The following is a 13,230-nucleotide window of genomic DNA, read 5'->3' as shown; positions in this document are numbered from 1 at the left end:
GCACGGTGTTCAGTGTTGAATGTTAAAAGATGTCAAGCAGTATCAATCAGTATCAATCAGTATCAAGCAGCCGTACGCTGATAAAACGTCACCGGAGCAGACTGTTGTGCATAGTGCTCAACGCCACAGCGGCTGGCGCAGACACCTGATTGCGCCATGACATCACGCACGGACTCTTCGCATTTGCCACAGCATGTCGCCACGCTGAGCTCAAACTGAAGCTCATCGAACGAGTCCACGCCTTCTGCGATAGAGGCGCGGATTTCCCGGTCGGAAACAGATTTGCAGACACAGACAATCATGATGGGGTACGAAGAGTAACGGTAATGCGAATTATTATCATTATGTTTTGTGGGTTTGGCAAGCCTGATACGGGAATATTGTTGTGCACAGCGCAATTGTCCGGTTTTTACGCGGGTAGGGCGTGATGAGGGCGCATGCGCACGTCACGCCTGTCACCCAGGTTGGCCGGGATATCAGGACGTCCTGTCGTCATGAAATGGGGGACAGGGCGTAGCAGGCGGACCCGCCGCCCGTCAGGGCAATTTACGCCGTTCGAATAACGGCACGTTCTCTGGGACGTGGTGGAACGTCTGCCTGTCAATAGCGAAGATGGCGGCGTCGGGGCGCCCAAAGACAGCGGGCTCGTCCAGCGTGCCGACCTTGATCAGAACCAGGCCGCTCAGGCGCGGTGAGCGCGTCAGCAAGTGCGTCCCGCAGGTGCCGCAAAACTCGCGCGTGACGGGCTGGTCGATATCGTTGCGTGTGAATGACTTCGGTTGCCCGGTGAGATAACGGAATCCGTCGGCGGGCATGACCATGATGACATTCGGATGGCCGCCTGAAAGGTACTGGCATTCGCGGCAGTGGCACTGAAGGCGGCTGCGCACTTCACCCTGTGCCTGATAGCGAATTTCACCGCAATAACAACCCCCGGACACTGACCTGACGATTGGCATGCCGGTGCGGGCGCGGACCCGTCCATGCTGACACCACCGCAGTGCGGGAAGGCGACGATTACCTCATCAACGGCACCAAATGGTTTATCACGGGTGCGCTCGGCGCTGCCTACGCCATCGTGATGGCCCGGATGGAAGACGTGCCGGATGACGACGAGACCACACTCATCCACGGCGATTACCGGCTCGACAATCTCGTCTTTCATCCAGCCGAGCCCCGGGTGATCGCGGTGCTTGACTGGGAATTGTCCACGCTGGGTCATCCACTCGCGGATTTTGCCTATCACTGCATGAGCTGGAGGATCCCGTCGACGGTCTGGCGCGGCATCGGAGGGTTGGATCTGGCCACGCTTGGCATTCCCACAGAGACGCAATATATCGGCCAATACGAAGCAGCCACTGGGCGTTGCGTTCGGCAGCATTGGGATTTCTATCTGGCCTATAACCTGTTTCGCATGGCTGCAATCATGCATGGCATCGGCGAGCGGGCTCAGCACGGCAATGCCGCGGCGGCGGATGCCCTCGAGACGGCCGCGAAGGCAGAGCCACTGGCCGCTATCGGCTGGCAGTGCGCGCAGCGGTATGACGACACCCGCCGGGAACGCGAGCCAGCGCGCTTTGATGGAGGAGGCGACACATGAACCGGGGTAATCCGGACGCTGCCATGCTTTCCAGGAGCTAGTGCGGGACGGTCAACGTTGACGGTTGACGGTTGACCATCGGCGGATTCGGTCTATGCGGTATTCCCGAGAGGCTGACCGACGCGATGATGCATACCGGCGTGCAGGGTCTCACGGCGATTTTCAGCCACGCGGGCATCGATGCGGTTGGCCTGGGGAAATGACTGGATGACGCTGTATTTATGGTTACGGCCGGGGTTCGGCCGATGAGAGGTATTCCGGGGGCGCGGTGCGGCGTGAGGCGATCTCGATCTGCTCCACGGGGGCGTCGATTTGCAGCAGCAGGGCGGCGAGTTGCCGCTGATGCGCGCCATCGCTCGTTGAGCAAAAGCGCGGTAAGCCTGCATGACTGTCATGACTGGCCAGTAGCGCATGCCGGCCGAGAACGCGCTCCAGTTGCTGGGCAATGGCGATGCTGGTGTCGATCAAGGTGAGCTGCTCGCCGGCGATATCGCGGATCGCCGCGTCGAGAAACGGATAGTGCGTGCAGCCGAGGACGAGGGTATCCGCCCCCGCATCCAGCATGGGCTGCAGATAGCTTTGCAGCAGGGTACGGAGTGCGTCGGAGTTGATATCGCATTGTTCAACGGCTTCGACCAGGCCGTGGCCAGGCTGGCACAAAAAGCGGCAGTCAGAGCCATATTGATCGAGCAGTGCCTGAAAACGGATGCTGCGCAATGTGGCTTGTGTGGCCAAAACGCCCACGATGCGTGTTCTGGATATCTGGGCGGCAGGCTTGATGCCGGGCTCAACGCCCACCAGTGGAATGGCCAGTTGCTGGCGGACAAGGGCGATGGATTGCGCCGTCGCCGTATTGCAGGCGACGACCAGCGCCTTGGCTCCCTGCGCTACCAGCCACTGACCGATCGCCAGGGTCCGGTCGGCGATGAAATCGTCATCGCGCTCGCCATAAGGTGCATAACGGGAATCGGCGACATAAATCAAAGCTTCGTCAGGAAGCTGCGCCCGAATGGCCCGCAACACGGACAAGCCCCCTAAGCCGGAATCGAAAACCCCGACTGGTGCCGTGGCCGACATCGTCAGCGAGGCATGGCGTGGCGAAGGGGTCATAAGAGGCGGGAGGCGAAAGGAAGCAGCCGGTAAGCGGTGCCCGGCAGATCATCAGCCACCATGAGTCACCATCAGCCACGCCATCGCGTGAATCGTGAATGTAAACACCGTAGACATGGACTGATGCTGACTAGTGCTGGCTGACGTTGTGCATTCAGGAATCGAGTGTCATGGCGGATTGCTGGTAGTTTTGAATCCCAACTTTGCCGATCAGATCGATTTGTGTTTCAAGCCAGTCGATGTGTTCTTCTGTGTCGTCGAGAATTTTTGTAAAAATCTCACGTGAAATAAAATCGCGTACTGATTCGCAATACACAATGGCTTCCTTACATGTGCTTTGCGCGATCTTTTCAAGTTTCAGATCGCATTCCAGAATTTCCCCGGTTTCCTCGCCAATCAGCAGCTTGTGCAAATCCTGAAGATTAGGCAGGCCATCCAGCATGAAAATGCGTTCAATCAGCCAGTCAGCGTGTTTCATTTCGCCGATGGATTCGTCGTATTCGTGTTTGCCGAGTTTTTCCAGACCCCAGTGCCGGTACATGCGGGCATGCAGGAAATACTGGTTGATCGCTGTCAGTTCATTCTTCAACTGCGCGTTGAGATATTCGATAACTTTTTTGTCGCCTTGCATGATTCTTCCTTTTTGTTTGTGGGGGTTTTAAAGCAGCAACAACAATAAACGCCGAGCCTGAAAAAGCCAAGGCCCGGATGCATGAGTTCACAGTTGCGAACAGATTTTCTTGACACCATGTCAAAGCAAACCGCTGCGGCGTGGTGTCATGGCAGCCTGAAAAAACCGTGCTGTTCAGACAGACACCCGCGGCAACTTGCCGATCTTCGCCTGCCACTCTTTAGGCCCTGTCTGATGAACTGACGTGCCTGTCGAATCGACCGCCACGGTCACCGGCATGTCCTGAACATCGAACTCGTAAATCGCTTCCATGCCCAGGTCTTCGAAGGCCAGTACCCTGGCACCCCGAATGGCTTTTGAAACCAGATAGGCGGCCCCACCTACGGCCATCAGATAAGCCGCCCGGTGTTTCCGGATCGCCTCGATGGCGACCGGGCCGCGCTCCGCTTTGCCGATCATCGAAATCAGGCCGGTTTGCGCCAGCATCAGCTCGGTGAACGAGTCCATGCGCGTGGCGGTGGTGGGGCCGGCTGGGCCCACCACTTCGTCGCGTACCGGATCGACCGGGCCCACGTAATAGATGACGCGATTAGTGAAATCGACAGGCAGCTTTTCGCCTTTGGCCAGCATGTCGGCAAGCCGTTTATGCGCCGCATCGCGGCCCGTCAGCATCTTGCCGGACAGCAGGAGCGTCTGGCCTGGCTTCCAGCTGGCAACCTGCTCGGGCGTCAGCGTATTGAGGTCGACGCGCTGGCTGGTTTCAGTATTGGCTACCCATTGCACTTTCGGCCAGGCGTCCAGCGAGGGCTGCTCAAGCTGGGCGATGCCCGAGCCATCGAGGGTGAAGTGCGCGTGTCGCGTAGCCGCGCAGTTCGGGATGATGGCCACCGGTTTGCTGGCGGCATGTGTGGGCGCGGCCATGATTTTCACGTCGAGGACCGTGGCCAGACCGCCCAGCCCCTGAGCACCGATACCCAGCGCATTCACCTTTTCGTACAGCTCGATCCGCAGGGCCTCGATCCAGTCACGTGGCCCACGGGCGATGATGTCCTGGATATCGATGGCATCCATCAGCGATTCTTTGGCCATCACCATCGCTTTTTCCGCGGTGCCGCCGATGCCGATGCCCAGCATGCCTGGCGGGCACCAGCCTGCGCCCATCAAGGGCACGGTTTTGAGCACCCAGTCCACGATCGAATCGGAGGGGTTGAGCATGGCGAACTTCGTCTTGTTTTCGGAGCCGCCGCCCTTGGCCGCGATCTGGACCTCGACGGTATGGCCCGGAACGATTTCGTAGTGGATCACGGCCGGGGTGTTGTCTTTCGTGTTTTTGCGCGCGCCCTCGGGCGGGCTCACGATGGAGGCGCGCAGCACGTTGTCCGGATGGGTATAGCCCCGGCGCACGCCCTCGTTGATCATGTCGGTGACGCTGAGTGTGGCGCCATCCCAGCGGACATCCATGCCGACCTTGACGAACACCGTGACGATGCCGGTGTCTTGGCAAATAGGCCGGCGGCCTTCGGCGCACATGCGGCTATTGGTCAGGATTTGCGCGATCGCATCTTTCGCCGCGGGGCTTTGTTCGAGTTCATAAGCGCGGCCAAGCGCCTGAATGTAATCGAGTGGATGGTAGTAGCTGATGTGCTGAAGGGCGTCAGCAATGCTCTGGATTAAATCTTCCTGCTGGATAACGGTCATGACGCTCTCGTGGGGACGGGGGCACTTGATCTGCCGCGTTCTTGGGCGGAACGAAGTCAGTCGTGCGCTTTTTCGGGGAAAACAGTATTGGGCACAGCAGGGTGCCCGTGAGCGTTCTCGTGGAAATGCTCGGGATGCGTATAGGTGGTCAGACGATCGACCCACGCCATCACTAGCGCCGAGGCGAGGAACGCAATATGGATGATGACCTGCCACATCACCGCATGCGCGGAATGCTGGTCGGGATTGATAAAGGTTTTCAGCAGGTGGATGGATGAAATGCTGATCAGCGCCATCGACAGCTTGACCTTCAGTACACCCGCATTGACGTGATCGAGCCATTCGGGCTCGTCGGGATGGTTTTCGATGCCAAGACGCGAAACAAAGGTTTCATAGCCGCCGACGATCACCATGATGAGCAGGTTTGAAATCATGACGACATCGATCAGGCCCAGCACGACGAGCATGACGTTGGTTTCGTCCAGCGTCATCGAGGCGGTGACCAGATGCCAGACTTCTTTCAGAAAGAGGACGACGTAGACCCCTTGCGCGACGATGAGCCCGAGGTATAGCGGCACCTGTAGCCAGCGGCTCATGAAGATCACGGCAGGAAGCGGGCGCATGGGACGGCGAGGCTGCGTAGCAAGGGGACGGCGTGGAGCGGACATGGGACTCGGGAGGATGAACGCGGAAAAAAAGAGCGTGCAGGGCTGGATTGCCCCTGGCGCCAGGCGCGCTATTGTACAGCCTCAGGTATCGGAATCGCATCGCCATGGACAAGCGCCCAGGGGCCTGGGGTCAAGCCCTGGGTGTGGTTTTCAGGCGCGGCCTGAAGGAAGCGGGGGCGCCTGTTTTTTCTGGCGGCCCTTGCCGCTGGCAAGGCCAATGCCCGCGATGACACAGATCAGCGCCACACCGTGCGCGAGCGTCGGACGCTCATGCAGGAACAGGATGCCGTAGAGCGCTGCCGCAATCGGCAGCACCGCACAGAACACGCCGGCCTGGCTGCCGGGGATATGACGGATGCCTTTCATCCAGAGCCAGAATGCGAAGATGCTGGCGGCCAGGCTATACCAGAGCACCAGCAGCCAGATACCGGCGGGCACGCTTGAATAATCGAAATGCAGCAGCGCGCCCGCACCGAGCGGCAGCATCAGCAACAGGCCGAACAGGTGGGTATAGGCGCAGATCTCGAGCGGTGCGAGCGTTTGCGTGAGGCGGCGCGACAGGATGACATAGAGCGATTCGCAGCACACCGCGCCTAGCACCATCAGATTGCCCGCGAACGAGCCTTGTGCCGCGGCGTTGGCATGAACGTCAGCCTGCGCCAGATTGATCACGCCGATGCCGACGATGGCGAGCGCAATCGATGCCAGGGTCCATCCATTGGGCCGTTCTTTCAGAAAGAGCCAGGCAAACAGCGCGACGATCGCGGGAATGGTGCTGGTAATCACGCCCGCTGCGACGGCGCTGGTGCGCTGCACGCCGTTGAGCATGAGCAGCGTAAACCCGAAGGTGCCGAAGAACGCCTGCAAGAACAGGTTGAGCCATTCGCTGGCGGTGACGCGCCGCAGTTTGGGCCAGCGCAGGAGCGGCCCAAGCACCGCCATCGCAAGCAGAAAGCGCAGCAAGGCGAACAGCGAAACCGGGAGAAACGCGACAATGGATTTACCAATGCCGACATTGCTGCCGACGAGCAGCATCGATGCGATCAGGAGCAGGGCGTAGCGATTCAAGCTGGAATCCGGTCGGCGAGTTCAGTGAGGTTCAGTTAGCATGACGCGAGGGCGTTTGTTATAGCGTAAACAGGGTGCAGGGTGCGAGTAGTGATTTGCCGCGACTCGCATGCGCTCACGCCAGGCGTGCGGTGCAGGGCGCCAGACCTCCTCTCCGACGTAAGTGCCGGGTAAGTTGTAGCGCTTATTGTCGCGTGACCATACAGGTTCCAGTTCGGCTTACAAGTTTGATCATCATCAGGGGGTAGTCGATGTCTGCGATTGAATCGGTTCTTCACGAACACCGGGTTTTCCCGCCGTCGGCAGCGGCGATGGCCGGGGCTGCGGTGTCCGGCATGGAGGCCTATCACGCGCTTGCCGCCGAGGCCGAGCGCGACTACGAAGGCTTTTGGGCGCGTCTGGCACGCGAAACATTGAGCTGGAGCAAGCCTTTTACCAAGGTACTCGATGAATCAAACGCTCCGTTTTATACGTGGTTCGAAGATGGCGAACTCAACGTTTCCTACAACTGTCTTGACCGTCATGTCGAAGCGGGCAATGGCAACCGGGTCGCGGTGATCTTCGAGGCGGATGACGGCCACGTCACCCGCGTTACTTACCTCGATTTGTTGCAGCGCGTGTGCCGGATGGCGAATGCGCTCAAAAAGCGCGGCGTCAAAAAGGGCGACCGCGTGGTGATTTACATGCCGATGTCGGTCGAAGGCATCATCGCCATGCAGGCATGCGCGCGTCTTGGCGCGATCCATTCGGTGGTGTTTGGCGGGTTTTCGTCGAAGTCGCTTCATGAGCGCCTGGTGGACGTGGGCGCGGTCGCGCTGATTACCGCCGATGAACAGATGCGAGGCGGCAAGGCGCTGCCGCTCAAGCAGATCGCCGACGACGCCCTGGCGCTTGGGGGGTGCGAGCATGTCCAGAGCGTGATCGTTTATCGCCGCACGGGCGGCAAGGTGGCGTGGCACGCCAGCCGCGATGTCTGGATGCATGAGCTGATGCAAGCCGAAGCCGATACCTGCGCGCCGGAGCCGCTGGGCGCGGAGCATCCGCTCTTTATTCTCTATACCTCGGGCTCGACAGGCAAACCAAAGGGCATTCAGCACAGCACCGGCGGTTATCTGCTGTGGGCCGCCCAAACCATGAAATGGACCTTCGACTGGAAGCCCGCCGACGTGTTCTGGTGTACCGCCGATATCGGCTGGGTGACGGGGCATAGCTACATCACTTATGGGCCGCTGGCGCTGGGCGGCACCCAGGTAGTGTTCGAAGGCGTGCCGACCTGGCCGGACGCCGGACGTTTCTGGCGCATGATCGAAACGCACAAGGTCAGCGTGTTCTACACTGCGCCGACAGCGATTCGCTCGCTGATCAAGCTGGCCGAAGCGGATGCGAAAGTGCATCCGCAACGCTTCGATCTTTCGTCGTTACGCATCATTGGGACGGTGGGGGAGCCGATCAATCCCGAAGCCTGGATGTGGTATCACGACAAGGTCGGCGGTGGACGCTGCCCGGTTATCGATACGTGGTGGCAGACCGAAACCGGCGGACACATGATTACCCCGCTGCCCGGCGCGACCCCGCTGGTGCCGGGCTCCTGCACCTTGCCGCTGCCCGGCATCATGGCCGCCGTGGTGGACGAAACCGGCCACGATGTGCCCAATGGGCAAGGCGGCATCCTGGTGATCAAGCGTCCATGGCCCGCGATGCTGCGCACTATCTGGGGTGATCCTGAACGTTACAAAAAAAGCTATTTTCCGGCCGAGCTAGGCGGCACGCTCTATCTGGCGGGAGATGGTACGGTGCGCGACAAGGAGACCGGATACTTCACGATCATGGGTCGTATTGATGACGTGCTGAACGTATCGGGCCATCGCCTTGGCACGATGGAAATCGAATCGGCGCTGGTTTCCCATCCCCTGGTGGCGGAAGCGGCGGTGGTGGGCCGGCCCGACGACACGACAGGCGAAGCCGTGGTGGCTTTTGTGGTGCTCAAGCGCTCGCGCCCGGCAGGCGATGAAGCAACGCAACTGGCGCAAGAGTTACGCGCCTGGGTCGCCAAAGAAATTGGCCCGATTGCGAAGCCGAGAGATATCCGCTTTGGCGACAATCTGCCCAAGACGCGCTCGGGCAAGATCATGCGCCGGCTGCTGCGCTCGCTGGCGAAGGGCGAGGCGATTACGCAGGATGTTTCGACGCTGGAAAATCCAGCGATTCTGGAGCAGTTGGGGCAGGTGCTCTAGGGGCAGGCTGGTTACACGCGCTAATTTTTTGTGTTTTTACAGCGTTTGAAACAATCGCGTCAATCGCGTCAATCGCGTGCGAAAGACGCTGTAACAGTTGGGCGAGGTAGTCTGTTTGCCATCGCTTCGGCAAAATACTACCTCGCGGTTTTGCTGTTTATCCCGGTGCGGCGGGTCATACGATGTCTACGAGAACCTCATCGTTAGGGGCGGCCCGACATCGCTGTACATGACCCCTCGGCACCGCCTGGAAGCGCCGTGCCGGTTCAGCGTGTCAGGTTCACTTTCGCCAGATCGATCAGCTCGCTGCCGCGGCCGTTCATGACCGCTTTCATCATGAAGAGGCCGAAATGCCAGGCTTCACCGAAGGTCGTTTTGGACGGCATGATCAGTTCCTGGGGCGAGCTGACGACATCGACCAGCACCGGCCCGTCATGTGCGAGCGCGGCCTTGAGCGCGCCTTCGAGCTCTTGCGGTTTCTCGACGCGGAAGCCTTTCACGCCCACCGCCTCAGCCATGCGTGCGAAGTTCGGGTTGACCAGATCGCAGCCGGAATCGACGAGGCCCGCCGTGCGCATTTCGATTTCCACAAAACCCAGCGTGCCGTTGTTCAGAACGATCAACTTCACCGGCAGCTTCGCCTGAACCAGCGTGAGGAAATCGCCCATCATCATCGTGAACCCGCCATCACCGGACAACGAGATCACCTGACGTCCGGGATACGTGGCTTGTGCGCCAATGGCATGCGGCATCGCGTTGGCCATCGAACCGTGATTGAACGAACCGATCAGGCGACGCCGACCGTTTAACTGCAAATAGCGCGCCGCCCATGCGACCTGCGTTCCGACGTCGCAAGTGAAGATCGCGTCGTCAGCCGCGAGCTGGCTCACGAGCCGCGTCACGTATTGTGGATGGATCGTCGTACTCGACGGACGGCTCTCCGCAAGCGCGTCGAGATCCTTGCGCGCTTGCCGGTAATGCGCGAGCGCGCTGTCGAGATACGCTGAATCGGTTTTTTCGTTGAGCGCGGGCAGCAACGCGGCAAGCGTGTCCTTGACTGTGCCGAGCAGGCCAAGATCGAGCGCACAGCGGTTGCCGAGTGCTTCGGGACGCACGTCGATCTGGGCGACCTTCGCGTTTTCCGGATAGAACTGGCGATAAGGAAAATCGGTGCCGAGCAGCAGTAGCATGTCGCATGCCTTCATCGCGGCGTAGCCCGACGCGAACCCCACCATGCCGGTCATGCCGACGTCGTAAGGGTTATCGTGCTCGATGTACTCCTTGCCGCGCAACGAGTGCACGATAGGCGCTTTCAGGCGCCTGGCAAGCTCGATCACTTCGTCGTGCGCGCCCGCGCAGCCAGCGCCACACATCAGCGTTACGCGCGATGCCGCGTTCAGCATGCCCGCGAGGCGTGAGACCTCGTCGTCGGCCGGGCGCAGCATGGGCGGCGCCGAGGGTAGCAGCCAGGGTGCCGGCTTGGCCGTCGTAGGGGACAGCATGATGTCGCCCGGCACCACGATGACCGCCACACCGCGCCGTGCGACCGCGACACGCATCGCGCGGGCCAGGATCTGTGGCAACTGGCTGACGTTCGACACCAGTTCCACGTAATGGCTGCACTCCTTGAACAGGTTTTCCGGATGCGTCGCCTGAGCGTAGTCGATGCCGATCTCCGAACTGGGAATGTGCGCGGCGATGGCGAGTACCGGCACGCCGCTGCGGTGGCAGTCGAACAATCCGTTGATCAGATGCAGGTTGCCCGGTCCGCAGCTCCCGGCGCATACCGCCAGGTCGCCAGTGAGATGGGCTTGCGCCCCCGCCGCGAAGGCGGCGCCTTCCTCATGCCGGACGTGGATCCAGTCGATCTTGCCGGAGCGTCTGAGCGAATCAGAGATGCCGTTCAGTGAATCGCCGACGATACCGTAAATGCGCTTTACGCCAGCTTGAATCAGTGTATCGACCAGGTAGTCCGCTGCTGTTGCCATGATGTTCCTTTGTGAGTGAGCGGATTCGCACAGCGCTTTCAACCGGTCAACCTGTATTGCGTTGCATCAGGTTCTTGAGCACGTGCGGGTCCGCGACCGTGTCTGAAATGTCCATGTGTCAGGCCCGCGCTATTTCTTCGTACCGATGCGAGCGTCGACAGTTTATCGCCCGTCGCGTTGGGGGATCGGTGAGGAATGCAATATATGGATAACGAAGCAGGAAGTCGGCAGAACGGACGGCAAGAATGCTTCGCGGAACGCGTACCGTTGCTGTCAGCGGTGCTGGGTGTGAGGGAGGGAGGAGGGTTGGGGCGAGTGCTTTTCCTGGCGGGTTGTCTTCCTGGACTACAACGAGGAACGACCTCACAGCGCACTGAACTATCTTTCGCCAGCAGAGTTCGCGGCGAAACATCGGGCAACAGCGGATGTGACCTGACGGATATTTTCGTACCACTGGTTTCTAGAGATTCACAGCTCCAGTGGTTGAACTACGTCCGCTAGCCCGGCGAAATTCTGCCGGGCTTAGGTACTGCAAACTCGAATGCGGGCGCACTTCGTTGTAGTGTGTACTTCGACGACTCGACTTGAGCGAATCGATCCCGCCACATCAATCGCCAGGCACTCCCGCGTATATTCGTCGACCACCGTCAGGCATTTGACCTGCTGGCCATTCGCACAGGCGTCGAATACGAAGTCATAGCACCACACCGAGTTTCGAGCTACCAGCGCCTGGTCGGCGACCAGCTTCTTCAGCCTGACATTCTCTGCTTCAAGCGCTTTGAGGCGTTTAACGTCGTCGCGGACCATCTCGCCGAAGCGCTTTCGCCAGGCGTAGATCGACGCTTCGCTTACGCCGTGGCGCTTGGCCACTTCAGGAACGCTCTCCCGATCCGCCTCGCGCAATATCCGCACAATTTGTTCGTCGTTGTACCGGCTCTTCTTCATACCAACTTCTCTCTAGATTTCTTTGGTACGAAATTTCACGGTCAGGTCACTACCGCTAAACCCGCATTAACTTAAACCAACCAGCCTCCACGATTCCCGGGGCGGTTCACCACCTCAATGGAACGTTATTTCGAGTAATGTTACTAAAATCATGAGGCGGCAATAAGCCGACTTCATATACATCAACCAAAAAGTTAATTCGAACATGCAAACTTCATCAGCAACATCTTCTAGAATTGATAGAAATCTGTCGATTAATACGGATCAGAACAACGAAACTACATCATCAAATATCGGAGGAAAAATATGTACTATTGACTCGGTTGATACGGGCTCTACAACTGCCAAGTCGCAGTCATCTTTCACGGATCAAATCAAGATTGAAAATCGAAGTGTTACGCTAGCCAGTCCCCAAACGGAGACGCAGGATAAGGTCGACAACCCAGGGAAAGTTCCGCACAATTTTTCAGATAATATTTCCAAAGAACAAAATATTACAACTGAAAAATTTAATTTTTTAAAAAGAGTTGATGAGGAAAGACTGGCGCACGTGAAAATTTTAAAATTAGCCGCGCAAAAACTTTCATCTGAAAATTTTATAAAAAATAACTCGGATTATGAAAGCAACCGCCTCTCTCCTCTGATCAGAGCAATTCAGATCCTATTAAGCAAAAGTGAAAATATTTCCGAAGAGTCCTTTAGCACAGATTTAGCGAATTTTTCGTTTATGAACTCGTTGCCTCCCGAATCTATCCCACTCCTGAATAGCCATATTTCTAAAATAGAAGAATTCAATAAAGACGCCAATTCATTAATATATGAAACGCTTCTGGGGGCCCCAGTGGGCAGCATGGGTCGTCCTACTATACCGACGCAGAAGAGGAATGAAAAACTTGATGCTTACAAAAAAAATTTGGAGCAAATGAAAAATTGCAAGAAATTTCTGGAAGGGACTGTGAGGGTACTTTCCGGTGTTCTTTCCACGAAAAGTGATTTAACCGATAACCAAAAAGATGGAAATAATAAAGTTATCAACATGGCCAGCACCCTATTAAAACACAGTGATAATATTAATGAAAAATACAAAATAGAGTCCTTCGACAAAAATTTTCCGGAATTTTTGTCCGGCGAGCCGCTATCTCCCGATTTTTACCAGATCCTGGATAACCTGATGGCAGATATGGGAAAATTTATTATCCGTGCATCGTCTTTAATGAATAGCTTAATGTCTGACAAGCCAGTGTACTTCGTAGATTACTCATAGACTCCGTTGACGCGATACGCCCAC

11 protein-coding genes and 2 pseudogenes are annotated in these 13,230 nt (G+C 57.9%); 4 read left to right on the top strand and 9 right to left on the bottom strand.

Features of this window, described 5'->3' with window-relative positions; genetic code table 11:
* Positions 1 to 62: 62 nt before the first annotated feature.
* The gene (locus tag GH657_RS11010; RefSeq protein WP_153100799.1) at positions 63 to 302 is read right to left on the bottom strand and encodes a (2Fe-2S)-binding protein; all 240 of its coding nucleotides are present in this window, start codon (positions 300 to 302) and stop codon (positions 63 to 65) included.
* A 234-nt stretch (positions 303 to 536) separates the two neighbouring features.
* Complete coding sequence (locus GH657_RS11005) at positions 537 to 959, bottom strand: GFA family protein (protein WP_153100798.1); 423 nt, start codon at positions 957 to 959, stop codon at positions 537 to 539.
* Between the two features lie 41 nt (positions 960 to 1,000).
* Between GH657_RS11005 and GH657_RS11000 the strand changes: the two genes are divergently transcribed.
* Both GH657_RS11000 and GH657_RS18415 read left to right on the top strand, forming a co-directional pair.
* Positions 1,001 to 1,600 (top strand): phosphotransferase, encoded by a 600-nt coding sequence (locus GH657_RS11000; protein ID WP_343031266.1) that lies wholly within the window; start codon positions 1,001 to 1,003, stop codon positions 1,598 to 1,600.
* A 71-nt stretch (positions 1,601 to 1,671) separates the two neighbouring features.
* A pseudogene (locus GH657_RS18415) lies at positions 1,672 to 1,800 on the top strand (CoA-transferase); the annotation flags it as partial.
* 25 nt (positions 1,801 to 1,825) lie between these two features.
* On the opposite strand, the gene murI reads toward GH657_RS18415, so the two are convergent.
* The 5 genes from murI to GH657_RS10970 form a co-directional block, all read right to left on the bottom strand.
* A complete protein-coding gene (murI, locus tag GH657_RS10990) occupies positions 1,826 to 2,710 on the bottom strand; it encodes a glutamate racemase (RefSeq protein WP_153100796.1) in 885 nt (294 codons plus the stop codon).
* A 154-nt stretch (positions 2,711 to 2,864) separates the two neighbouring features.
* Positions 2,865 to 3,341 carry a bacterioferritin gene (gene bfr / locus GH657_RS10985; protein ID WP_153100795.1) on the bottom strand — a complete coding sequence of 159 codons (477 nt, stop codon included), beginning with the start codon at positions 3,339 to 3,341 and terminating at the stop codon, positions 2,865 to 2,867.
* Positions 3,342 to 3,515: 174 nt separating this feature from the next.
* A complete protein-coding gene (locus GH657_RS10980; RefSeq protein WP_153100794.1) occupies positions 3,516 to 5,039 on the bottom strand; it encodes a fumarate hydratase in 1,524 nt (507 codons plus the stop codon).
* 56 nt (positions 5,040 to 5,095) lie between these two features.
* Positions 5,096 to 5,707 (bottom strand): TIGR00645 family protein, encoded by a 612-nt coding sequence (locus GH657_RS10975; protein ID WP_153100793.1) that lies wholly within the window; start codon positions 5,705 to 5,707, stop codon positions 5,096 to 5,098.
* Between the two features lie 150 nt (positions 5,708 to 5,857).
* Positions 5,858 to 6,775, bottom strand: coding sequence for a DMT family transporter (locus GH657_RS10970; RefSeq protein WP_153100792.1), 918 nt, complete (start codon positions 6,773 to 6,775; stop codon positions 5,858 to 5,860).
* 251 nt (positions 6,776 to 7,026) lie between these two features.
* On the opposite strand from GH657_RS10970, the gene acs reads away from it, so the two are divergent.
* Positions 7,027 to 9,009 carry an acetate--CoA ligase gene (gene acs, locus GH657_RS10965; RefSeq protein ID WP_153100791.1) on the top strand — a complete coding sequence of 661 codons (1,983 nt, stop codon included), beginning with the start codon at positions 7,027 to 7,029 and terminating at the stop codon, positions 9,007 to 9,009.
* A 266-nt stretch (positions 9,010 to 9,275) separates the two neighbouring features.
* On the opposite strand, the gene poxB is transcribed toward acs, so the two are convergent.
* A complete protein-coding gene (poxB, locus tag GH657_RS10960) occupies positions 9,276 to 10,997 on the bottom strand; it encodes a ubiquinone-dependent pyruvate dehydrogenase (protein WP_220094843.1) in 1,722 nt (573 codons plus the stop codon).
* Between the two features lie 567 nt (positions 10,998 to 11,564).
* Positions 11,565 to 11,942: pseudogene (locus tag GH657_RS10955) on the bottom strand (transposase); the annotation flags it as partial.
* 205 nt (positions 11,943 to 12,147) lie between these two features.
* Here GH657_RS10955 and GH657_RS10950 point away from each other — a divergent pair.
* Positions 12,148 to 13,206 carry a synaptonemal complex protein 1 gene (locus GH657_RS10950; RefSeq protein ID WP_153100790.1) on the top strand — a complete coding sequence of 353 codons (1,059 nt, stop codon included), beginning with the start codon at positions 12,148 to 12,150 and terminating at the stop codon, positions 13,204 to 13,206.
* Positions 13,207 to 13,230: the final 24 nt, after the last annotated feature.

The sequence above is a fragment of the Paraburkholderia hayleyella genome (assembly GCF_009455685.1).
Lineage (GTDB): Bacteria > Pseudomonadota > Gammaproteobacteria > Burkholderiales > Burkholderiaceae > Paraburkholderia > Paraburkholderia hayleyella.
The sequence above is the reverse complement of the archived record's forward strand: the minus strand, read 5'-3'. Positions and strand labels throughout refer to the sequence as shown.